Genomic DNA, 21,990 nt, shown 5'->3' on the forward strand with positions numbered 1-21,990 from the left:
TATACAAACAGAATTTTGTTTTTATAAAAAAAACCTCCGGAAATTCCGGAGGTTAACCTATTCCACACCAAAAATATAATAGTAGAGTGGTTGTTTACCGGGGTGAGCCTCAACTTCCACATTTGAGTTTTCTTCTTGGAGCCAGGTTTTTAATTGTTCAACCTCTTGCAATTCCGTATCTTCTCCATAGAATATGGTAACCAAATCATGATCTTTCCACTCCATCTTTTCCAAAGTTGCTTTCGCAACTTCAAGGAGACTTTGTCCCGTCTCGACGATGGTGCCCTCAACCAATCCTAGAATGTCACCCGAAGCTATGGTAAACTCTCCAAACTGCGAATCTCTGACTGCATAGGTTACTTCTCCGGAACAAACGTTCTTCAGGGCACGCTCCATATTTTGAAGATTATCCTTCCTTTCACCTTCAGGGTTTAAATTCAAAAGTGCCGAAATTCCTTGAGGTACCGACTTACTGGGAATTACATGGACTTCTCGATCCAAAACGACATCTTTTACTTGACGTGCTGCCAAAATAATATTTCCATTGTTCGGCAGGATAAAAACATTGCGTGCCTTCACTTTGCGAACGGCTGCCGCCAGATCCTCTGTACTGGGATTCATAGTTTGTCCGCCTAAGACCACTTCATCAACACCCAAACTCAAAAAAACATCTGCAATTCCTTGTCCCATAGCTACAGCAATGACACCATATTCTTTCAGGGGGGTTAGTCCGGCTTCAACCTCCGTCGATCCTGAAGATTTTGATTTCATTGCATGAGCCATTGCTTCATTTTGTTCTAACATATTGTGAATTTGGACTTGATGCAGAGAACCCCACTGAATGGCATAATCTAAAATCTTGCCCGGATTTTTTACATGAACATGGATCTTAACTACTTCAGGTGTCCCAACCACAAGCAAACAATCACCGCGGTTGAGTAGATCCTGACGAATTCGATCAACCTGCAAATCCGTTCCTTTAACCAGGAATTCTGTGCAGTAAGGATATTCTAAATTCTCCAGCTGAATAAAGTCTTGATTTCCCTGATTCAGCTCCTTGGCTTGAGAGGTTTCCGAATTGATCTTTTGCTCCTGCGAAATTCCAGCCTTTACGGCTTCACCAGTCAAAGCTTCAATCCATCCTCCCAAAATAATTAAGAAACCCTGACCGCCTGCGTCTACAACACCGGCCTGTTTTAATGCCGGTAACATCTCAGGAGTTCTGGCCAGAGATTCCAGACCCTTTTTTTGAGCCTCTTGCAGCGTATCTAAAAGCGATCCCCCTGCTTTCGCTTTACTAAGTGCAGCTTTAGCTGTTTCTCGAGCAACAGTAAGAATCGTTCCTTCAACGGGCCTCATCACAGCCTTATAAGCCGTATCTACTCCAGATTGCAAAGCCTGTGCCAGTTGGAGAGGATTGGCCGTAACCAGCCCATCCAAACCTTTGGCGATCCCTCGCAAAAGCTGAGATAGAATAACCCCTGAATTTCCTCGCGCCCCCATTAGAGAACCCATTGAAGCAGCACTGGCAACCTCACTAATTGAAACTCCTGCTGCCTTCTCAGCATCCCTGGCGGCCGATTGAATCGTTAAGAACATATTGGTTCCCGTATCTCCGTCAGGCACAGGAAAAACATTCAGGGCATCCACATCCTGTTTTTTTAGTTCTAAGGTCTGGGCACCGGCAACCATCATTTGTTTCCACTCTTGGGCATTAAGAACGCTCTTTGTATTTGAAACTGGTCTCAAAACAGTATCCCCCTACTCTTTTGCGCTACTCTAAAACGCGAACTCCTTGTACGTTCACATTCACTTGGGATACGTTTAATCCCGTAAGTTTCTCTGTGGTATAACGAACGCGTTCCATAACATTAGCAGCCACTTCAGAAATTCGAACACCATACCCTACCACAATATGGAGGTCAATTATAACTTCATTTCCATTGAGGGTAACAACAACCCCTCTGGCCAGGTTCTCACGGCCCAATAAATCAACGAAGCCATCGGTAATTTTGCGCGATGCCATACCAACTAAACCGTAACATTCAACAGCAGTAGCACCGGCAATAGTGGCAATCACTTCTTCCGAAATATCGATTTTCCCTAAGCTATTCATTATTTCCTTACCCATCAAGGACCCTCCCCTTCCAGCTTAGTCCACATGATTTCCATTTTACCAAGTAAATGAAAAATGTTCAAAGAAAAATTTAGTTATTTTACTAAATTCCCCGAAAAATAAGTTTAAAATAGTTTAAGATTCAAGTATTCAGGAAATACAGGGGGAAAACCTTGCCAATCTCTTCGACATTTGATAAAATACATAAGTGTCATTTCGGCTGCAAAGGAGGATTTAGAGCATGGCCAATGTTTGTGCAGTATGCGGCAAAGGGGTTGTCAGCGGATTTCAAGTCAGCCACTCTCATATAAGAACAAAACGTACTTGGAAACCTAACCTGCAGAGCGTTCATGCTATTGTGAACGGTACTCCTGCCAGGATCAAAGTTTGCACCAGATGCTTACGTTCCGGCAAAGTCCAACGCGTTAGCTAATGAATTAAAAGCCCGACTATGTCGGGCTTTTTTCATACTATCAGGCCCTCACGCCACAAACGCAACCAATAGCTTCACCTGTGCTAAGACTCGGCTAAGCCGGGTTTTTTTATTTCCCCGCACTAACTTTCCACTCTGTCTTTAAGAGCCTCTAAATCCACTTTAGAAAACAAATAATGCTCATTACAAAAATGACAAATCACTTCCGCCTTGCCCTCTGAGATTAAACTTTCCAGTTCCTCTGCACCCAGGGAAACCAATGAATCCCCCAGACGTAACTTAGAACAGGTACAAGAAAATCTGACAGAACGACGTTCCAACACCTGATAAGAAAGACTTCCCAGCAAACTGCCAAGGAGTTCATCCATACTGTGACTCTCAGCCACTAATTCACTAATTCCAACCTTTATCTGCCCAAGTATATCTTCAAGGGCTTGAATATCCTCTTCCTGAGCTCCGGGTAAGGGCTGCATCAAAAAACCGCCGGCTCCGGCCACATGATAATCTTTTTCAACAAGTACACCCAGCAGCATAGCTGAAGGAATTTGTTCCGACGTCAACAAATAATGAACCAGATCTTCCGCAATTTCTCCGCTCACCAGAGGAACCGTCCCCGTATAAACCTCACCATTCTGCAGACTCCGGCTCAAAGCCAGCTCTCCAGCTCCCACCGCAGCCGCCACATCAAGCTTGCCATTAGGCTTCAAAGGCAAATCTACCCACGGTTCCCGCACATATCCCCGAACCTCTCCAAGAGCATTCCCCACGCTCACAACGCCTTGCAGGGGCCCATCCCCCAATAAGCGCAGCGTAACACTCTCGTCCCCTTTGAGCGAACTCGCTAAAATAAGCGTCCCCGTCATCGACCGCCCTAAAGCCGCCGCAGCAACAGGAGACAGCTCATGACGTCTCCGAGCCTCTTCCACCGTATCCGTCGTCCTAACCGCGACCCAGCGAGCCCGGCCCTCAAACATCGTACCAATCCAAAGTTCATCATGCTGCATTAATTCTTCGTCCTTTATAACATAATATTGATTATATACCTATAATATCCGAACAGCTTTGCATTTACAAAGCCCAACCTCAACTTATTTCCGCAATTAAATTTAATTTCATCAAACCCACAAACATAACCCAAGCGGCGCCCCCAGCGCCCGTTGACCAGGAGGGTGTGATTTTGCAAAGCGAACCATTCAGCAGAGGCGCGTCCAGCACGCTTAGATTTCGAGGGAGACAGCAGGTCAATAGTTTACAACACCTAATAAGCCAGCATCCCAAGCGGCGCCCTCAGCGCCACGTTGACAGCGCAGCGCCTCAACGCCGTTCCCCTCGTTCCCTCGCTTCAAAGCCCTACTCTCATCCCCCCGTCGACCCTTGACCAGGAGGGTGTGATTTTGCAGAGCGAACCATTCAGCAGAGGCGCGTCCAGCGCGCTTAGATTTCGAGGGGAACAGCGGGGCAATGGTTCACATCAGGTATTACCCGGAGGTTTTGCCCCGCTCCCCTCGGAATCAAGCGTGCTAGCGACGGCGCTGTGGTGAGCGGCGCAAATCACACCCTCCCGCTAAAGCGACCACCAAAACCCATCCCTCATGAACCTCAATCCCCACGCTCTCTCCAAGGCAAACATTGCTCACTCCCCGCGGAACATCCTGCCGCAAAGCACCATGCTCCAGCGGATAATACAATCCCCGCGTACTCACAACAGCCCTCTCAGACAGAGCCAGCAAAGAAAGCTCCTGCCCTTTGAACGTCAAAAATTCCTCCTGCCCTTGGAGAACCCACATCTCATGCTCAGGGTCAACCAAACGTATGCGAATCCCTTGCCGGGCATAACCCAACATCAGGGCCAAATTACCCATAAAATGATCGATACGTTTCCCCGTAGCACCATAGAGCCAAATATCCCGTTCACCCTCCGCTAAGGCTTTTTCCTTTGCCCGCAGAAGAGCCAATTCAAGATCTGTTTCATCTTTTTCACGCGGAAATTGTTCAATAGAGCAACCGGCTTTCCGGCACAAGGTTAACGTCTCCCTGGAAACCGAATCCAAATCTCCGATAAGCTGATGCGGCGTATACCCTGAGTTCAGAGCGTGATTGGCGCCACCGTCTGCGCAGATCAGATAATCAGCCTTTCCCAGCGCTTTCTTACCCCATTCCGGGTCCCAACAGCCATTGGCCAATACCACTATATTCATCCTATTCACTCTGAACCGTACTAGCTGCCCGACGGAGCTTTTCTACGGCAAGCTTCGGATCGGCCTGACCAAATACCGCCGAGCCTGCTACCAAAATATCAGCCCCCGCTCGAGCAGCTAAAGGCGCCGTTTCCAAATTGATCCCGCCATCTACTTCGACCACGCAGGAAGACTGCTTTTGTTCAATGTGACGATGAAGTACCTGAATTTTGGGAATCACACTATTGATAAATTTTTGGCCTCCGAAGCCCGGATTCACCGTCATTAACAATACCATATCTAAATCTTCAAGAATATATTTAAGTCCGTCCAATTGAGTTGCCGGATTAAGGGCAATCCCTGCAGTAAGTCCCAGTTCCTTAATCTGTTGGACTACGCGATGGACATGACGTGACGCCTCCAGGTGAAAGGTAATGTGATCCGCTCCTGCGGCGGCAAAATCTGCGATAAAACGTTCCGGCTCCTCAATCATCAAATGAACATCAAAGCGCATTTTGCTATGAGACCTCAGTGCTTTTACCATCGCAGGTCCAAAGGTGAGATTCGGGACAAAATGCCCATCCATAACATCAATATGTAAAACCTCAGCACCGGCATCCTCAACCAAACGAACCTGTTCCCCCAAACGAGCAAAATCAGCGGATAAAATAGACGGGGCAAGTTGAATCATTTTAATATCTCCTTTCGGCAGCGATCACTTCTTGCAAGAAATCCCGATAATGTTCATAGCGAGTTCTGGAAATCTCTCCATTTTCTTGAGCAGTTTTAATCGAACAATCGGGTTCTTTATCATGCAAACAACTGCTAAAACGGCATTCATGCCGATATTCTTCAAATTCCGGGAAATAGCCTGCCAAATCCTCCCGTTTCATTTTAGGCAGGAAAAGGGAGGAAAAACCTGGTGTATCTGCCACTAACCCTCCTGCGCACACCATCAGCTCAACATGACGGGTCGTATGGCGGCCACGCTGGGACTTCTGACTGATTTCACCGGTTTTCAATTGTTTCCCATCCGATAAAGCGTTAAAAAGGCTTGATTTACCGGCGCCTGAAGGACCGGCCAGGACACTGATCTTCTCCTCTAAACGGTTTCTTAATTCCGGTATACCTGTACCTGTTTTATTCGATACCTCAAAAACCGTATACCCTACTCGGCGGTATATATCCGAAACAAAGGGCTGAGGCTTAGAATCGGGGGATAATGTTTCAGCGTTATATTTGTCCAATTTGGTAAAAACGATAATTGGTTCTATTGCCGAATGGGTCACCTGAATTAATAAGCGGTCTAAAAGGTTCAGATCAGGTTTTGGCGAAGTCATGGCAAAGACAAGAAGTGCCTGATCGACATTTGCAATGGACGGACGGCTAAGAGAATTAAGCCGAGGTTCTGCTCCTTCAATTCTCGCCTTATTATCACTTTCAGGTAAAATTCTCACTCGATCACCAGGCAGAAAGTCTTGATCTTTAATGCGAAAACGACCGCGCAGAGAACATTCCCATACCCGGTCTTCCGCATAGACATAATAAAATCCACCATAACCTTTAAGTAAAACTCCTTCGATCATACAATTTCCTCACTGTTACATTTCGGGACTGATCCAGCTAGGGATTTGGCCTGAGCCGGATGGTTTCTTTAGGGATAACACTGAAAATCTGAGCCATAAACATTGAGACGTCTTTATCAATATTCAGCGCCAGAGGCCCCGGACCATGCGATACGACGATGGTAACCTGACTCCCTTGCTGAACCGTTTCTCCCGGGCTAGGCGAGGTACTGATGACGACATCCGCAGGAATAGTGGTAGAATCTTGAGTTTGTACCAAGGGAACTAAATTATTCTGCTGAAGAATCGTTTTAGCATCTTCAGACGTTTTATTAATCACATTGGGCATGTTAATGCTTACAAAAGGAGAGCCATTGCTAATGGTCAATTTAATAGGCCCGCTCTTCGGCCAAGTCGCCGAAGGCAGAGGGTCCTGCTGGATAACATAATCTTTGGGAACGGTTGAATTTGGCTGGGTTTGAAAGGTAATCTTGCCCGTAAATCCAGCGTTTTGAATCATATTAACGGCATCCGCTTTCGACATTGGCGCACTGGTTACATCCGGAAATGTACCGCTGTCCGGTCCTTTACTCACAACGACTTGAATTTCCCGGCCGACTTTAACCATTGTATCTGCTTTCGGGTTCTGTTCAATGATCAGATCTTTGTCAACTTTATCGCTGAACCCATACGTTACCTCTGGGTTGAGTTTCAATCCTGCTGATTTAAGATAGTCCCCAGCCACCGGCAGAGTCTTACCAGTCACATCAGGAACTTTCGTCGTACCGACCAGGAGGTAATTTCTTAACATTATCCCGCCCACCAAAAGAAGCAATACGACAGCAATTCCTGAGATCCACAGCCAACGTTTTTTCTTGGCTCTAGTTAAAAAACCACTCATATGCTTTTCCGGTTCTTGTTCTTGTTCTGGTTCTTGCTCACGCACACTAATCGGTGCTAAAATCTTGCTCATACCTTGATGAGTCCGGGTTGCTTCCAGATCGTCAACAGGAATTACTTCAGGCCGATTGATTGGACGGCCGGCAAGAAGATGGTTCAAGTCCTCCAAAAGCTCTTTAGCAGAAGCATACCGTTGTTCAGGTGACTTAGCAATAGCCCTCATAATCACGCCCTCGAATTCTTTCTCAACTCGAGGATTAAGCTTACTCGGCAGCGTTGGCTGTTCCTGAAGATGCTTAAGAGCGATAGCAATGGGAGTTTCACCATCATAGGGTACCTGACCAGTAACCAATTCATACAGAATAATCCCCAACGAATAAATATCCGATTGCTCATTGCTCTGCAGGCCTTTAGCCTGTTCCGGTGATAAATAGTGAACGGAACCGATAATGTCCCCTGTATGCGTTACCGTTGCCGATGATACTGCTCGGGCGATACCGAAATCCGTAACTTTAGCGCGTCCATCCTCAGTTACTAAAATATTATGGGGTTTTATATCTCTGTGAATAATATGGTGTTCATGGGCATTTTGAACGGCACTAGAAATTTGGCGGGCAAGGTTAATCGCCTGATCTGTGGTCAAGGGAGCATAATCTCGAATAATTTCTTTGAGATTCCGCCCTTCTACGTATTCCATAACGATATATTCAGTATCCCCTTCTTTGCCCACATCATAAACAGAGACAATATTTGGATGAGACAAACTGGCGACAGCCTGGGCTTCCCTTCGAAAACGGCGAATAAAGTCTTCATCAGTAGCAAATTGTTCGCGAAGAACTTTGATCGTTACGACACGATTAAGCAGCTGATCTTTAGCTTTATAAACAATCGCCATCCCACCGGCACCAATACGCTCTAAAACTTCATAACGTCCTCCGAAGATTTTACTCACTATGTTCACCTACTTTCTGGCTAATGCTTCTTCAATAATTTGGCGCGCAATGGGAGCAGCTGCCCCTCCTCCAGTTCCGCCATGTTCTACAAAAACAGCCACCGCAATGCGTGGAGCCTCCGCAGGCGCAAAAGCGATATACCAAGCATGGGTAGGTTCATTGCCTCCCGGCTCCGCGGAACCGGTCTTTGCCGCAACCTGGACGTCCGGCAAAGCTCCGGGAGAAGCAGTTCCATCAGTCACAGCAGTCACCATGGCACTTGTAATTTTATCTGCTTCATCTTTAGAAAGTGCAGTTAGCCAAGGCTGAGGCTCTTGTTCATATTGTACGGATTGCGAAGGATCAAGAACTCGTTCCACAATGTGGGGAGTCATTATAACCCCATGATTTGCAATACCGGCGGTAATCAGAGCCATTTGAAAGGGGGAAACTAAGACCTCACCCTGTCCAAAGCAGCTTGCAGCAAGAAGATTCGTTGACAGAGTTTCCGGAACCTTAGGAGAATTAGTGATCTGACTCACTGGAACATTTAGTTCAAATGGGATCTTTTGTCCAAAGCCAAATCCTTTAACCGCAGACAGAAAACTTTTATCTCCTGCCTGAACCCCAAAGGTCGCAAAATACGTATTACAGGAATCGGCTAAGGCCATGTTATAGTTAACCCAACCATGAGCCTCTTGGTTTTGTTCCGGAATAACTTGTCCGTTGATAACCGTTGAGCCTTTACAATCATATAGATTCGTGGTGTTTATGCCGCTTCTGAATAGGCTGGCGGAGGTTACTACCTTCATCGTTGACCCCGGAGGATAGAGGGAAAAAGCACGATTATCTAAAGGTTTTTCCTGAGTTTGCTTAATAATATCTTTCCAGTGATCGTCCAAATTTGTCGGGTTGTATCCCGGCTGACTCACTAAGGCAAGTACTTCTCCGGTTTTAGGGTCAATAGCAACAGCCGCGCCCATCTTTCCTTTGAGGGCGTTATAAGCCACACTTTGCAAATGGGAATCTAACGTCAGCACCACATCATCTCCTTGACGCGGCAAAGAAAATAACTGCTGAATCGTTTGGGTAGCTGTAGCATTTTTAACACCCATGAGCCAATTCGCTAAACTTCCTTCAAGCCCTGCTGCGCCAAGCCGAACAGTAGAGTAACCAAGAGTAGGCTCATACATTTCTCCATTGGGATAGACGCGAACCTTCTTCCCGTTGATTGTTTGAGTTTGTGCTATTATTTCGCCGTTACGGTCAAAAATTCCTCCACGGGTCACTCGGCTTTCCAGGAGAATTAAGCGTCGATTCGCGGAATTATTCAAGAGAGTATCGGATTGAACCACTTGCCAATAAACAAGTCCCAGACTTAAAACAAAGAAGCTAAAGGCCATTCCTAATGCTACACGACGTACCCCTCGCATTATGTTGCATACTCCCTTCCTCTTGTCTTATTACGCTTAGCTCCCACCGCAGTAGCATTGGAAATATTCAACAATACACCCAAAAGAATAAAATGAACGAGTATAGAACTTCCTCCATAGCTGACCCAAGGCAGCGGGATACCTGTCAGAGGAAGTAATTTTGTCACCCCGGCAAGAATAATTAAGGTCTCTGTTCCCAGAAGAATTCCAATTCCGGCAGCCAGAATCTGGCCAAAGCGGTCTTTGGCTCTCAAACTAATTGAAAACGCCCTCATGACCACGATAAGAAAAAGAGCCAGAACAGCCATCGCCCCCGCAAACCCCAGTTCCTCCGCTATGACGGAAAAAATAAAGTCAGTACTTGAGGCCGGCACCATAGAAGCCCCAATTCCATTGCCTAGTCCAGTTCCCAGGATCTTCCCTCCACTAATGGCAAACAGGGATTGAGCGATCTGATATCCCATACCCGTTGGATCTTGCCAAGGGTTTAGCCAAACCAACACCCTAACGCGAACGTGTCTAAAAAGTAAATATCCTGCACTTCCCACCAATAGAAAAATAGGCAGAGAAATTCCTAAATACAGCGCACGTTCCGTTACTACGTAAATCATAAGGACAAATAAAGCGTAAAACACCAGCGCCGTTCCGAGGCTTTTTTGCGCCCCTAAAAGTCCAAGGGAAAAAACAGCCATAATTAGAAAGGGGCCTAAAGTTCGCCAATCCGGCAAGGAGAACTTTCCTACTTGGACAGTTCCAACCCGCAGCAACTCTTCATTTTCTTCCAGATATGTTGCCATAAACAAGAGTAAGGCAAGTTTTACGAATTCCTCAGGTTCGACACCAATTCCTCCGATTCTTAGCCAACTCGTTGCGCCACCGGCGGCAAACCCAAAAACTAGTGTTACAAACAGCAAACTGACAGCAAGCAATCCCCATAGATAGCGAAACTTGCCTAAGTGTCGATAATCCCTAACGGCAAATAAAATCGCGTAGAAAATCAGCTGTCCAATATTGGCCCACCAAAACTGGTGCAAAGCTTCATTAGGACTAATGCGTACCAAAAATACCAGTCCTAAGGCCAGAATTGCCTGAACAACCGGAAGGACATAAGGATCTCCTTGGTAATGAAGAATTTCTTCCGCAAAACTTCCCATGAGAATAAGGGCAGTAAATATTAAAGCCTGCCAGAGAAGTTGATCCTTATTGCCTCCCCATTTTAGCAGAACCAGCCCCAACCACATCATTCCTATAATTATAAAGCGAGAAACGAAACGATAAAGCATCTTCTTACTCCATAATACAGCACAAAGCTGTGAAATTATCCGGTGCGCCGCGTTCTAAAATAAGCTGCCGCAATCTCTCCAAGCGTTCTTCCCAAGTACCTGACTCAGAAAATTCAGCCGCTAATTCCTGATCGCTGATCATATTGGAAAAACCATCTGTACACAACAGAAACACGTCCTCGGACCGCAGAGATATAGTCTGACAATCAACTTCAATTTCCTGATCCGCACCGACCGCCCGCATTAAAACGTGACGTTGAGGATGTTTCTCCGCTTCTTCCAAAGAGATTTGGCCTAAACGTACAAGCTCACCCACTAAGGAATGATCTTTCGTCAAAGGTGTCAGCTCTTCTTGCCGCCACAAATATGCCCGGCTGTCTCCCGCATGGGCAATCAAAGCCCTTGTGTCACGAATGAGCAACGCCGTAAGAGTCGTACCCATTCCAGCATTTTGGGGCTCTGTTGTCGACGATTCGTAAACAACCCGATTAGCCTGTGTAAAGGATTCCACAAGCCATCCTTCCAAATCTTGATCACTCAGCCCCTTTAGCTGAGGGGCAAGTTTTTCTAATTCCCCTAAAGCTGTTGATGAAGCAACTTCTCCAGCCCGATGCCCTCCCATTCCGTCGGCCACAGCAAAGATTCCGTGATCATGTAATACTAAAAAGGAATCCTCATTATTTTTCCGGATACACCCTTTTTCACTAAAGCTTAGCACTCTCATTTTGCCACCTCGAGTATTGGAATGTGATACTTCCAATTTTCACATAATCTCCAGCAACTAATTGGACCGGAGAATGAATTTGTTCTCCATTAACCCAAGTACCATTCGTACTTCCCAGGTCTTCGACAAAGGTTTTTCCTTTTTGGCAGCGAAAAGCGGCATGATCGACAGAAGCAAAATGATCCGGTAAAACGATATCATTATGTTTGCCCCGTCCCAGACGCAAGCCCTTCCCATCAACTTTAAAAACTTGGCCTCTGGGAAGAGTGTCCGTACCTGTCAAAACCTCTAGTCGTCCATAGTCCTGATTCGAACGCTGAAACATCCCTTTCAGCTGCAGGTCAGCTAATAGCGCCGTAAAAATCCTAAAGATAAAAAGATAAATCAAGGCGACAAAAACCAGTCGTCCGATCACTGTAACAACTTCCATACAACCCTCCAAATACAATATCAGAGAGCAGCTGTGACAACTCTCTAAAATTACGGCAAGGGTACTTTTTGAATCACGAGAACACTAAGGCCGATCTGGATTCGATCACCCGGAGCCACCGTCTGATGCGTGATTCTTTGACCATTGACAAAGGAACCATTGGTGCTCCCCAAATCATCAAGCCACCAGCCGTTTTCCCCTGAAGTAATCTTTAAATGTCGTCTTGAAACCTCGGGATCCTGGAGCACAAGATCACACTGCCCGTGTCGTCCAATATAGATATCATGATCCGGCAATTTAAAGGATTGTCCCTTATTCGGTCCTTCTATAATTTCGAGAAAGTAATCCGAAATCCTTCCCGCACTGTCCTCTGCACTTAAGTTTGTCATGACACTTTCCCGGAAGATCGTTGTATTTTCACGCCAATTCGATTCTTTGGGAAAGTCCTTTTCTTTTTCCTCTTCATCTCCCCATTCAACGTCAATAGAATCGTCAAAATCGACCTCAACAATCATTTCCCTGGGATTGACAGTGTCATCAGAATGCAGCTCAATCGCTGGTTTCGATAAGAACGTATACCCCTCACGCTTAGCCTCGGCATATAAATACTTGGACAACTCGATCAGAAAAACCTCTCCAAAACTAGCTAAGGGACCCCAATCACTGGAATGAAGGTAAACCCGGTATATATTCGGTACATATACTTGAGAAATACTAATTTGTTTATTCCTAAACATCGCTTTCACCAGTTCTTTAGCCAGTTCAACTGGTTGGAGCCGAGCTCCTCCTTTCTTAAAAGCACCGGTAAAAAGGAACTCAGCCATTCCTTCAAATCGAGTCAATAGGCTCATGGTTACCCTCCCTCCACTGTCGTCGAAGTTGACCACAGGCTGCGTTAATGTCCGACCCCCGTTCTTCACGCAGGGAGACAGAAATTCCGCCAACTTCTAAATGATGAGCAAATTTCTTCAGTTTTTCAAGGTCAGGACGTTTTAAGCCTGTTCCTGCTACCGGATTAACCGGAATCAAATTCACATGCCCTAATTGGTCTTTTAATAAACGGGCTAAAGCTTCTGCTTCACCAAGATTGGCATTGTCATCCGTCAAGGCTACCTCAAAGGTAATTCTTCTGCGCGTAATTTTTGCATATTCCTTGCATGCCTCCATAAGCTGAGCTAAAGGATAGCGGCGATTCATTGGAACTAAACGGCTTCTTGCCGGATCATTAGACGCATGAAGGGAAATGGCCAAACCCACCTGAGGATTGTCCTTCGCCAATTGAATGATTCGAGGCACTACTCCACTTGTCGAAATTGTCATGCGCCGCATGCCAATATTTAGCCCCCGTTCCTGATTCATAAGCATGATTGCTGAAAGCACTTGCTCATAATTTAACAGAGGTTCCCCCATTCCCATAAAGACAACATTCGTAACCTGAAAGTCCGGGTCTTCCTGACGAATAAAATGCGTTATATCCAGAATCTGACCCACTATCTCTCCAATGGTGAGATCTCTGCGGAAACCCTCCATGCCCGTTGCGCAAAAGGCGCAGCCTACTGCGCAGCCAACCTGAGTGGAAACACAAACGGTATGGCGATCCCTTGTCAGCTCACGAGCATACTCCATTAAAACGCATTCGATCATTTCCCCGTCTTGAAGACGAAATAAATATTTTCGGGTACCATCAATGGACCTGCGCTCTTTCACGAGTTCCGGCGGATAAAAACTCAAACGCGATGATAGTAACGCAAGATCTTTCGCACCAATATTTTTGATTTCGTCCCAAGAACGCACCGCTTTTTGTTGTACCCATTGAAATAACTGCGCTGCTCGAAAACGCTTCAAACCAAGCTCTCCGCAAACTGTCTGCAGCGTTTCTTCAGTGCAGCTTCGCAGATCGTACATTTCCATAGTTATTATTATTCACCCAATTCGTTCCAGTTAAACTTCTCTTCAAAGAAAACTTATTTTACTAAAGATATTTAACGTTTGACCATTACTCTTTTATCACTATGTGTCCTGCAAAAGAAATACCACTATTATTTTGTTCACTTCCAGTTTATCTCTAGCTCCTGCGATGAAATTTTGCCAAAAAAAATCCATCGGTGCCATGACGTTGCGGCAAGAGCTGAAGCATCCCCTTAGCGGCTTGTTGAATATCTCTGGTATCCTTAAGTTTAAAGGGTAAGGCATCCACTAAGTTCACTGCCTCAAATTCAGGATGGGCTGAGCGAAATTTCTTGACCAATTCAAAGTTCTCTTCCGGTTCAATCGTACAGGTCGAATAAATTAAGTCTCCGCCAACTTCGACACAAGAAGCAGCACGCTCTAAGATAGCAAACTGTAGTAGTGGCAGATCCCCAAGGTCTTGTTCCGCTTTCCTCCAACGCAGATCAGCTCTCCGCCTGAGAACACCCAAACCGGAACAGGGCGCATCCACTAAAACCCTTTGTTGGGAATCGAGTCTTATTCCCGGCAGATGGCGCGCATCGCCTAACTGAGTTTCTATGCAGGTAATCCCTAACCTTTGGGCCAATTGCTCAATCAGCTCTAACTTATGGGCATGAACATCAAACGCCAGGATAACTCCTTCATTATTCATCATTTGGGCCAGATGCGTTGTTTTGCCGCCGGGAGCACTGCAGGCATCCAGAACGTGTTGACCTGCTTCAGGCGCCACGACATGAGCAATTATTTGGGAACTTTCGTCTTGTACTGTAAACAAACCGGCTTTAAACGTTTCCAACCCTTCAAGAGAACCAAAGTTTTGAATCCGTAAACTTTCAGGCACTCGTTCTCCCAATTCGACGGTAATACCGTCTCGAATCAGCAGATCCGCTAAATCCTGACGTGAAATTTTGAGAGTATTTGTTCTGATCCAGGTAGGAGCAGGTTCATTATTTGCTTGACAAAAAGCTTCCGTTTCTTCCTTGCCCCAGCGTTTTAACCAGCGCTGAATCATCCATTCGGGATGAGAATAACGCACGGAAAGATAACGGACCGCATCCCGTTTCGCATCAGGCCAGGGGATATCCCAGCCTTTTGTCAGCACCTTGCGCAGGACGACATTCACTAATCCTGTAAACTTGGCAAACGATTTAGCCAATTCGACGCTTTCATTAACAGCCACAGCCGGCGGAACCTTTTCAACGAAAAGCAGCTGAAAGGCTCCGATTCTTAAAATGGCCCGAACTTCATGGGGAAGGGCTGACATTGGCTTACTCAAATGAAGACGCAGAGCATAATCCAAAGTTAATCTGTGTTTCAAAACACCGTTAACCAATAACGTTACAAATTGACGTTCCCGGGCATCGGACAATCTGGCAATTGTTTTTTGCATTAAGAGATTGGCATAGGCTCCTTCTACCTCAACACGGGTCAGTATCTGGACTGCCATCCCTCGTGACGTTTCTCTAATCATCCCGTCTGCCTTGGGCAATAATTATGAACCTCGCCAACTGGAGCACAGCCGCTAAGGCCGCAGCGACATAGGTCAAGGCAGCCGCATTTAAAACCTTGCGGGCACCGCGGACTTCCTCACTCCCCAGCAGTCTTCCTTCCTGCAAGAGAACTAAGGCTCTGTGGCTGGCATTAAATTCTACAGGCAAAGTAATTAGTTGAAAGAGTACAGCCAGAGAAAAAACCAGAATTCCTAACTGCAACAGCCAGCCAAAGGTTGGCAGGAACAATCCGATTAGAATTAATATCGGTCCTGCCCCGCTGCCAAAATTAGCTGCCGGTACAAAGGACGATCTGAGCTGCAATGGCACATATCTGGAAGAATGTTGCAGAGCATGACCCGTTTCATGAGCCGCAACCGCCACTGAAGCCAGGGAATTTCCATAATATACATCCTCACTCAAACTAATAACTCGCGAGCGAGGGTCATAATGATCCGAAAGGTTACCGCGAATAGCCTCCACACCTACATCATAAAGTCCCTTGCTGTTTAAGAGTGCTTTCGCTGCCTGTGCTCCGGTAAGTCCCGACTGAGCACGCACTTTAGAGTAATAATTGTAAGCAGAGGATATTTTATATTGTGCATAAAGGGATAGCAGGATTGCCGGAATTAAAAGAACCATCGTACGGTCCCAAAACATAGCTTAACCTCCTTTTTCAAATCCCGCATTTAAATATCATAGAAATAAACGAACTTAGTGAACTCGCTTACGCTAAAGCTGAACATCGGGGCTTCAGATACAATAATGTCCAGTGGACATTATTGCCGAGCCGCCTTTCCCAATAGGAACACTTAGCTGCGAAGGAAGACTCTAGCCCACCTGAAGATAACGAAGGACCCACCCCCACTTATAGAAGTGGAGGTCTTAAAAGCCGGATAAATATTAGGCAGAAAACTTAACTGCGCTCGAAGAAATTGTCTTAACACTTGTTAGCCTCTGACGAAAACGACGAGCTCTTTTAACTGAATTTCTCTCCGGCTTGACCATGTCTCCCGTTCAAAAAGTCACGCGCAGACATAGAACGTTTACCAGCCGGCTGAACCTCGAATATCCCAAGGATCCCCTCTCCGGTTTGGACAAGCAGACCCTCTTCCAGTACTTCGATGATTTGGCCTGGCTTAGGGAGTAAATCCCCAAGTGAATTTCCCGTCTGTTCAGTAATTGGAGATGTAGATACTGAACTGCGCCAAACCTTAAAGTTCTCTTCTCGAAATACTCCAAAGGCCCCCGGCCAAGGATTTAAGCCCCGGATTTTATTATGCAATTCAATGGCCGGCCGTGTCCAATCGAGACGTTCGTGTTCACGGTTTAAAAGAGGAGCATAATTGGATTCTCCCGATTGAGGAATAGAAATTAGGGATTCTTGTTCCAGCTCACGCAGCGTTTCAACCAGCAAATCCCCTCCCAAATCTGCCAATTGATTATGAATTTCTCCCATGGTTGCATCTTGGGAAATCATGATTTCACGCTTAAGTAAGATATCCCCGGTATCCAGTCCTTCATCCATAAGCATCGTCGTTACACCGGTACGCTTTTCGCCATTGATAATCGCCCAATGAATCGGCGCAGCTCCTCGATATGAGGGGAGCAAAGAAGCGTGTACATTTATGCATCCCTGCAAAGGTAAGTTTAAAATTTCCTTGGAGAGCAGCTGCCCATATGCCACAACAATAATACATTCAGGAGCCAACTCGCGCAAACATTGAACACCTTCAGGCGTTTTTATTTTGGCAGGCTGAAAAATCGGCAAGTTTAATTCTTCAGCGGCAGTCTTTACAGGACTGGGTTTTAACTTTTTCCCTCGGCCTGCCGGCCGATCAGGTTGTGTAAAGACGCCTGCAATCTCATATCCATGGCTGGCCAAGGCTCGCAGAGAAGGTACCGCAAAATCCGGCGTTCCCATGAAAACAATACGCATAACTATTCTCCTTTATAGCGAGGTTCGGAGTCGAAACTCAAAACCCATTATTTCCTAAATATAGTTTGGCAAGCCATTATATCGTGAATCCAACAACGTATGGGAAACCACTCCCACTTGTAGAAGTAGGAGTCTTACGATTGGATTAACCATCGTTTACTTCCGATAGGTCTTTTTAGCCAGATCGACAAACATAATTCCCTCGAGATGATCAATTTCATGTTGGAGTGCTCTTGCCATCAAACGATCGGCATGAATATCTACCATTTTCCCCTCACGATTTAACCCTTGAACATGAACTTTCGCCGCTCGCACCACGTCCCCTGTCATATTAGGGACGCTCAGACATCCTTCCTCGGCAACAGACTCTCCCTCTTTTTCTAAGATCACCGGATTTACGAGTTCAAGCAGAACATCTCCAACCTTAATGACGACGACTCTCTTGGAGACGCCAATCTGAGGCGCCGCTAAACCTACTCCATCTGCGGCTATCATGGTATCCACCATATTATCCAGGAGTTTGATGATCGAGGGATTAATCTCTTTAACCTCTTTTGCTTTCTCCCGTAATATATCTGCACCTATTTCAACAATTTGATAAACTGCCATAACCAGTACCCCTTTCTCTTAAACGATTTATTGTTCTGTCTTTATTTTACTACAATCAAACTAACCCATAGGCCTAATTTGTCAGTGGATCTACTTCAATATTTAATATAATACCATTACTCGCCGAAGTCTTGAAAAAATCTCGTATTCCCTGGTGTAAAAATTCTCTCAGTTCCTCAAGATTTATCCCGCGCACCGAAATTTGCCAGCGCCATTGATTTTTCAGCCTCGCCAAAACGGCTTGTGCCGGACCAAGGATATCTAAATCAGTATTTCCAAATTTAGGATTACACATTCTTTCTTTCAAACAGGCCCCTAAACTACTTGCTCCCATAATAACTCGTTCCTCCTTGTCATGAAGCAGCAGGACGCGAATGATATGGGTAAAAGGAGGATAGTTTCGGCCCTTGCGATAGCGAATCTCTTCCCAAAAAAACCCCTCATAATCATGATGGGAAGCCTTCTCAATGGCACTATCTCCCGGAGTATACGTTTGAATAATAACTTCACCCGCTTTTTCGCTTCGCCCGGCTCTGCCGGCGACTTGAGTTAATAGCTGAAAAGTCCGCTCTTTAGCTCTGAAATCCGGCATATTAAGCATTTGGTCAGCTGCGATAACCCCTACTAAGGTTACATTCGGAAAATCCAGACCCTTCGCCATCATTTGGGTCCCTACAAGGATTGACGCCTTCTGCCGGCGAAAACTTTCCAAGATCGTCGTGTGGGCTTCACGATTGCGAGTCGTATCAAAATCCAACCGAAGAATTGATGTTTCCGGCAATAGTACCTGCAGTTCCTCCTCAACTCTCTGAGTTCCTTGCCCAAAAAAGCGAATATACCGACTCCCGCATTTGGGGCACGTCAACGGCGGCTGTTCTTTATGATCACAATAATGACAACGCATGGACTGGCCTTGACTATGATACGTTAAAGCCACATCACAGTTAGGGCAGCTTACCACATAGCCGCATTCACGACAAACCACAAAGGTGGAATACCCTCTGCGGTTGAGGAAGAGCATCGCTTGCTCCCCTAGTTCTAATCGCTCACAGAGTTTTTGCTGCAAGACTTTTGAGAAGATACTTCGATTTCCCTGCATCAATTCTTTGCGCATGTCCACGATTTCAACGGGGGGCAATTGACTATGGCCAATGCGCCGAGACATGGTTAATAAACGAATTTTACCGGCTTTCGCCGCGGCGTAAGCCTCTAAAGAGGGTGTTGCACTACCAAGCAGAACCACCCCGCCGGCCTGCTCCATTCTTTTACGGGCCACATCACGAGCATGGTATTTAGGATTCTCGTCTTGTTTATAAGCGCCGTCATGCTCCTCATCCAAAATAATGAGCTGTAAATTGGCCAAGGGAGCAAACACTGCCGAGCGCGCGCCAATCACAATTCTCTTTGTCCCTTGCAGAATTTCTTCCCAAGCTTGCATTTTTTCTTTAGCACGCAAACCAGAATGTAAAATGATCACATTCTCACCGAATTGTGCCTGAAAATAACGAGCCACCTGAGCAGTTAAGGAAATTTCCGGAACTAAAAGAATCGCATCACCACCCCGGGAAAGTACTTGAGCAATTAGTTTCCGATAGACTTCGGTTTTTCCGCTTCCCGTCACCCCGTGCAATAAAATAGTCTCGCATGAGCCCGCTCTTAACGAAGTCATAACGTCCTTCACAGCCGCTTCCTGTTCCGCGGATAACGTGAACGTTCTTTCGCTAAACTCTTGCGGCCTATTCACCTTCTTCTCTCGTCTCTGTCCAACTCCCATGGAAATAAACCGGTATCCTTGCCTGATCATACCCTTTTGGAGTAGCAGCTCAACAGTCTCTTCAGAAATATGAGCTCGTTTTAAAAAGAGATTCCGTGAAATCTCTTTATTGCGGGTCCGGGCAAGCACTTCGATCCCTCGAAAGGCCTCTTCATTGAGCCAACGAAGAGTCTGGACATCAGAATCTTCCGGTGAGGCGAGAAGGAATAACCGTTTCTCCATCTTGCCTTTAAGAAGTGGCCAAACTGTATGTAAGCTTTGGGCCATGGAACAAAGTGTGGTTTTGGCCAGCCAATGCGATAATTCAATAAGATCTGGCGGCACAAGACTGTGTTCGTCTATGATTTCCAAAACCGGTTTGAGGGGAGTCCTCTCCAATTCTTCCGGCAAGTCCGATGTTATACCAACGATAAGCCCTTGGACCTTACGATTTTGGAGATTAACGAGCACTCTCATCCCGATCTTTAAGCTTAAATCCTCCGGAATAAGATAGTGATAGCTTTGATCTAAGCGTCGGTTAGCTACATCAAGCAAGACCTCAGCATAACGTAACATGACGACGCCTCCTTATCTGCAAAGAACTTCAATTCCAATCCTTATCAAGACACCTCCCTTATTTTATCATATTACTTGCTTCGAATATAATTAAAAGATTTTTCTATACTCCATCAGGATGAGAAATGCATAAAACTCTTGTCAAACCGATGTGAATTATGATATGCTCTTTACAGCAAAAAAACCTTTAAACCTTTAAATTAGTCCCGTGAGGCTAAGAAGGAAATGGCGGACCATGAATGTATATGGACACCTCTTTCTTGCTTGCGGGCAGGAAAGAGGTTTTTTAGTGCCAAAGAGGAGGTATAACGATATCAACCGCAGCCCAAATTAAAAAGGGAAACATCGACTGCAAGGAAGATTCCTTCAGAGTAAACCTGAGAGTTTACATGCCTGCAAGGCATTAAGTTGAATTAGGAGGATGACAGTTATGAAAGAAGTTCAAATTAACGAAAGGTTGCCACTAACACGAGCAATACCTTTAGGGGTTCAACATTTGTTTGCTATGACGGGTTCTACGATCCTTGTCCCCTTCCTTGTTGGATTGAGTCCTGCAACGGCCCTATTTTGTTCCGGTATTGGTACTATTGTATTCTTACTTCTAACACGCAGCAAAGTTCCAGCCTATCTCGGTTCGTCTTTCGCCTTTATTGCAAGTTTAACCGCATTTATTAAAGATCAGCATAATCTTGGTGGAGCAATGGCGGGAGTTTTGTCAGTTAGTTTAGCATATATTTTAATATTTATTATACTCCGTTTATTCGGTACGAAATGGATCAATAAACTCATTCCTCCCGTCGTTGCAGGAAGCGTCGTAGCAATTATCGGATTAAGCTTAACTCCAACAGCAGTTTCAATGGCTAGTGCAAATTGGATCATCGCCATATTTACTTTAGCAGTGGCAACTCTAGTTAGTGTATATGGAAAAGGGTTTTCTAAAGTTATACCAATTCTGATTGCGATTGTCGCAGGATACATCCTTGCTGGATTTATGGGATTGGTCGATTCAGCTAAGATTATGGCATCATTTAAAACCCCATTTGTTTTGCCTTTTCAAAGCTTCGGCGCAATCCACTTGAATGTGACCGCCATTATTACTTTCGCTCCATTAGCACTTATAACATTGATCGAAGATTTAGGACACATGATGATTCTTAGCAACATCACGCATACTGATATAATTGAAGACCCGGGTTTTGATAAAGTCGTCTTAGGAAACGGTCTGGCAACAGGTATTGCCAGTTTATTCGGTGGTGTTCCGCTTACGACCTACGCAGAAAATATCGGAGTCTTAGCGATAACGAAGGTATACAGCTCCTTGAACCTCTGGATAGCAGCGATTGCCGCGATCATCCTAAGTACCTTTAACCCCTTGCAAGCCTTAATTATGTCTATCCCAACCCCTGTTATGGGTGGTGTAGTAATCCTACTGTTCGGAATGATAGGTGCAGCCGGACTAAGAACTTTAATCGAGGCCAAAGTGGATTTCTCCAAAAACAAGAACCTTATTATCGCTGCGGTAATCTTCGCCATAGGAATTGGGTTAACCAATCATGGTATTATGTTCGCTACTCTAGCAGGAATCTTCTTGAATCTTGTCCTAAAGGATGAAAAAGAAGAAAATTCCTTGAGTTCTACTAAAGAGGCCGCAAAATAATAGAGTTAATGTTGCTATTCTAA

The 21,990-nt window shown here is 45.5% G+C and carries 20 protein-coding genes; 2 read left to right on the plus strand and 18 right to left on the minus strand.

What is annotated here, in order from left to right; translation table 11 throughout:
• Positions 1 to 57: 57 nt before the first annotated feature.
• The gene (locus B5Y67_RS21675) at positions 58 to 1,695 is read right to left on the minus strand and encodes a DAK2 domain-containing protein (protein ID WP_088229036.1); all 1,638 of its coding nucleotides are present in this window, start codon (positions 1,693 to 1,695) and stop codon (positions 58 to 60) included.
• Between the two features lie 79 nt (positions 1,696 to 1,774).
• Entirely contained in the window at positions 1,775 to 2,131 is a 357-nt protein-coding gene (locus tag B5Y67_RS21680; protein ID WP_088228479.1) for an Asp23/Gls24 family envelope stress response protein, read from the minus strand.
• A 226-nt stretch (positions 2,132 to 2,357) separates the two neighbouring features.
• Between B5Y67_RS21680 and rpmB the strand changes: the two genes are divergently transcribed.
• Positions 2,358 to 2,549 (plus strand): 50S ribosomal protein L28, encoded by a 192-nt coding sequence (gene rpmB / locus B5Y67_RS21685; RefSeq protein ID WP_088228480.1) that lies wholly within the window; start codon positions 2,358 to 2,360, stop codon positions 2,547 to 2,549.
• Between the two features lie 122 nt (positions 2,550 to 2,671).
• On the opposite strand, the gene hslO is transcribed toward rpmB, so the two are convergent.
• From hslO to priA, 16 genes are all read right to left on the minus strand, one after another.
• Entirely contained in the window at positions 2,672 to 3,553 is an 882-nt protein-coding gene (gene hslO, locus B5Y67_RS21690; RefSeq protein ID WP_088228481.1) for an Hsp33 family molecular chaperone HslO, read from the minus strand.
• Positions 3,554 to 4,069: 516 nt separating this feature from the next.
• A complete protein-coding gene (locus B5Y67_RS21695) occupies positions 4,070 to 4,747 on the minus strand; it encodes a thiamine diphosphokinase (RefSeq protein ID WP_088228482.1) in 678 nt (225 codons plus the stop codon).
• A 1-nt stretch (position 4,748) separates the two neighbouring features.
• Positions 4,749 to 5,417: a ribulose-phosphate 3-epimerase gene (rpe, locus tag B5Y67_RS21700; protein ID WP_088228483.1), complete on the minus strand. Its 669-nt coding sequence runs from the start codon at positions 5,415 to 5,417 to the stop codon at positions 4,749 to 4,751.
• 1 nt (position 5,418) lies between these two features.
• On the minus strand, positions 5,419 to 6,312 hold the full coding sequence (gene rsgA, locus B5Y67_RS21705) for a ribosome small subunit-dependent GTPase A (RefSeq protein WP_088228484.1): 894 nt from the start codon (positions 6,310 to 6,312) through the stop codon (positions 5,419 to 5,421).
• 37 nt (positions 6,313 to 6,349) lie between these two features.
• Positions 6,350 to 8,143, minus strand: a complete 1,794-nt coding sequence (gene pknB / locus B5Y67_RS21710) for a Stk1 family PASTA domain-containing Ser/Thr kinase (protein ID WP_088228485.1) — start codon at positions 8,141 to 8,143, stop codon at positions 6,350 to 6,352.
• Positions 8,144 to 8,152: 9 nt separating this feature from the next.
• Complete coding sequence (locus B5Y67_RS21715; RefSeq protein WP_088228486.1) at positions 8,153 to 9,556, minus strand: penicillin-binding protein 2; 1,404 nt, start codon at positions 9,554 to 9,556, stop codon at positions 8,153 to 8,155.
• Positions 9,556 to 10,839, minus strand: a complete 1,284-nt coding sequence (locus tag B5Y67_RS21720) for an FtsW/RodA/SpoVE family cell cycle protein (RefSeq protein ID WP_088228487.1) — start codon at positions 10,837 to 10,839, stop codon at positions 9,556 to 9,558. Before B5Y67_RS21720 ends, B5Y67_RS21715 begins: the two co-directional genes overlap by 1 nt.
• A gap of 4 nt (positions 10,840 to 10,843) precedes the next feature.
• Positions 10,844 to 11,563, minus strand: a complete 720-nt coding sequence (locus B5Y67_RS21725) for a Stp1/IreP family PP2C-type Ser/Thr phosphatase (protein WP_088228488.1) — start codon at positions 11,561 to 11,563, stop codon at positions 10,844 to 10,846.
• Positions 11,544 to 11,993 carry an FHA domain-containing protein gene (locus B5Y67_RS21730; protein ID WP_088228489.1) on the minus strand — a complete coding sequence of 150 codons (450 nt, stop codon included), beginning with the start codon at positions 11,991 to 11,993 and terminating at the stop codon, positions 11,544 to 11,546. Before B5Y67_RS21730 ends, B5Y67_RS21725 begins: the two co-directional genes overlap by 20 nt.
• A gap of 50 nt (positions 11,994 to 12,043) precedes the next feature.
• Positions 12,044 to 12,844, minus strand: coding sequence for an FhaA domain-containing protein (locus B5Y67_RS21735; protein ID WP_088228490.1), 801 nt, complete (start codon positions 12,842 to 12,844; stop codon positions 12,044 to 12,046).
• Positions 12,822 to 13,904 carry a 23S rRNA (adenine(2503)-C(2))-methyltransferase RlmN gene (gene rlmN / locus B5Y67_RS21740; RefSeq protein WP_088228491.1) on the minus strand — a complete coding sequence of 361 codons (1,083 nt, stop codon included), beginning with the start codon at positions 13,902 to 13,904 and terminating at the stop codon, positions 12,822 to 12,824. The genes B5Y67_RS21735 and rlmN overlap by 23 nt, the downstream gene beginning before the upstream one ends.
• Before the next feature lie 154 nt (positions 13,905 to 14,058).
• Entirely contained in the window at positions 14,059 to 15,414 is a 1,356-nt protein-coding gene (gene rsmB / locus B5Y67_RS21745) for a 16S rRNA (cytosine(967)-C(5))-methyltransferase RsmB (RefSeq protein ID WP_088228492.1), read from the minus strand.
• Positions 15,407 to 16,093, minus strand: a complete 687-nt coding sequence (locus B5Y67_RS21750) for a zinc metallopeptidase (protein ID WP_088228493.1) — start codon at positions 16,091 to 16,093, stop codon at positions 15,407 to 15,409. The genes rsmB and B5Y67_RS21750 overlap by 8 nt, the downstream gene beginning before the upstream one ends.
• A 319-nt stretch (positions 16,094 to 16,412) precedes the next feature.
• Positions 16,413 to 17,372 carry a methionyl-tRNA formyltransferase gene (gene fmt / locus B5Y67_RS21755; protein WP_088228494.1) on the minus strand — a complete coding sequence of 320 codons (960 nt, stop codon included), beginning with the start codon at positions 17,370 to 17,372 and terminating at the stop codon, positions 16,413 to 16,415.
• Positions 17,373 to 17,528: 156 nt separating this feature from the next.
• Positions 17,529 to 17,981 (minus strand): peptide deformylase, encoded by a 453-nt coding sequence (gene def / locus B5Y67_RS21760; protein WP_088228495.1) that lies wholly within the window; start codon positions 17,979 to 17,981, stop codon positions 17,529 to 17,531.
• A 73-nt stretch (positions 17,982 to 18,054) separates the two neighbouring features.
• Positions 18,055 to 20,310 carry a primosomal protein N' gene (gene priA / locus B5Y67_RS21765; RefSeq protein WP_088228496.1) on the minus strand — a complete coding sequence of 752 codons (2,256 nt, stop codon included), beginning with the start codon at positions 20,308 to 20,310 and terminating at the stop codon, positions 18,055 to 18,057.
• Positions 20,311 to 20,740: 430 nt separating this feature from the next.
• On the opposite strand from priA, the gene B5Y67_RS21770 reads away from it, so the two are divergent.
• Entirely contained in the window at positions 20,741 to 21,967 is a 1,227-nt protein-coding gene (locus B5Y67_RS21770) for a solute carrier family 23 protein (protein WP_170932769.1), read from the plus strand.
• The last annotated feature ends 23 nt before the right edge of the window (positions 21,968 to 21,990 follow it).

Origin of the sequence: Desulfosporosinus sp. FKB, assembly GCF_002196705.1 — a bacterium.
Classification (GTDB): Bacteria; Bacillota; Desulfitobacteriia; order Desulfitobacteriales; family Desulfitobacteriaceae; genus Desulfosporosinus.

Coding starts and splice junctions, on each gene's coding strand:
- fmt (WP_088228494.1), bottom strand. CDS start 17,372: ATGCGTATTGTTTTCATGGGAACGCCGGATTTTGCGGTACCTTCTCTG.
- rsmB (WP_088228492.1), bottom strand. CDS start 15,414: ATGATTAGAGAAACGTCACGAGGGATGGCAGTCCAGATACTGACCCGT.
- B5Y67_RS21720 (WP_088228487.1), bottom strand. CDS start 10,839: ATGCTTTATCGTTTCGTTTCTCGCTTTATAATTATAGGAATGATGTGG.
- rpmB (WP_088228480.1), top strand. CDS start 2,358: ATGGCCAATGTTTGTGCAGTATGCGGCAAAGGGGTTGTCAGCGGATTT.
- B5Y67_RS21735 (WP_088228490.1), bottom strand. CDS start 12,844: ATGAGCCTATTGACTCGATTTGAAGGAATGGCTGAGTTCCTTTTTACC.
- rsgA (WP_088228484.1), bottom strand. CDS start 6,312: ATGATCGAAGGAGTTTTACTTAAAGGTTATGGTGGATTTTATTATGTC.
- B5Y67_RS21695 (WP_088228482.1), bottom strand. CDS start 4,747: ATGAATATAGTGGTATTGGCCAATGGCTGTTGGGACCCGGAATGGGGT.
- B5Y67_RS21730 (WP_088228489.1), bottom strand. CDS start 11,993: ATGGAAGTTGTTACAGTGATCGGACGACTGGTTTTTGTCGCCTTGATT.
- rlmN (WP_088228491.1), bottom strand. CDS start 13,904: ATGGAAATGTACGATCTGCGAAGCTGCACTGAAGAAACGCTGCAGACA.
- hslO (WP_088228481.1), bottom strand. CDS start 3,553: ATGCAGCATGATGAACTTTGGATTGGTACGATGTTTGAGGGCCGGGCT.
- rpe (WP_088228483.1), bottom strand. CDS start 5,417: ATGATTCAACTTGCCCCGTCTATTTTATCCGCTGATTTTGCTCGTTTG.
- B5Y67_RS21715 (WP_088228486.1), bottom strand. CDS start 9,556: ATGCGAGGGGTACGTCGTGTAGCATTAGGAATGGCCTTTAGCTTCTTT.
- B5Y67_RS21680 (WP_088228479.1), bottom strand. CDS start 2,131: ATGGGTAAGGAAATAATGAATAGCTTAGGGAAAATCGATATTTCGGAA.
- B5Y67_RS21725 (WP_088228488.1), bottom strand. CDS start 11,563: ATGAGAGTGCTAAGCTTTAGTGAAAAAGGGTGTATCCGGAAAAATAAT.
- def (WP_088228495.1), bottom strand. CDS start 17,981: ATGGCAGTTTATCAAATTGTTGAAATAGGTGCAGATATATTACGGGAG.
- B5Y67_RS21750 (WP_088228493.1), bottom strand. CDS start 16,093: ATGTTTTGGGACCGTACGATGGTTCTTTTAATTCCGGCAATCCTGCTA.
- B5Y67_RS21675 (WP_088229036.1), bottom strand. CDS start 1,695: ATGATGGTTGCCGGTGCCCAGACCTTAGAACTAAAAAAACAGGATGTG.
- priA (WP_088228496.1), bottom strand. CDS start 20,310: ATGTTACGTTATGCTGAGGTCTTGCTTGATGTAGCTAACCGACGCTTA.
- B5Y67_RS21770 (WP_170932769.1), top strand. CDS start 20,741: ATGAAAGAAGTTCAAATTAACGAAAGGTTGCCACTAACACGAGCAATA.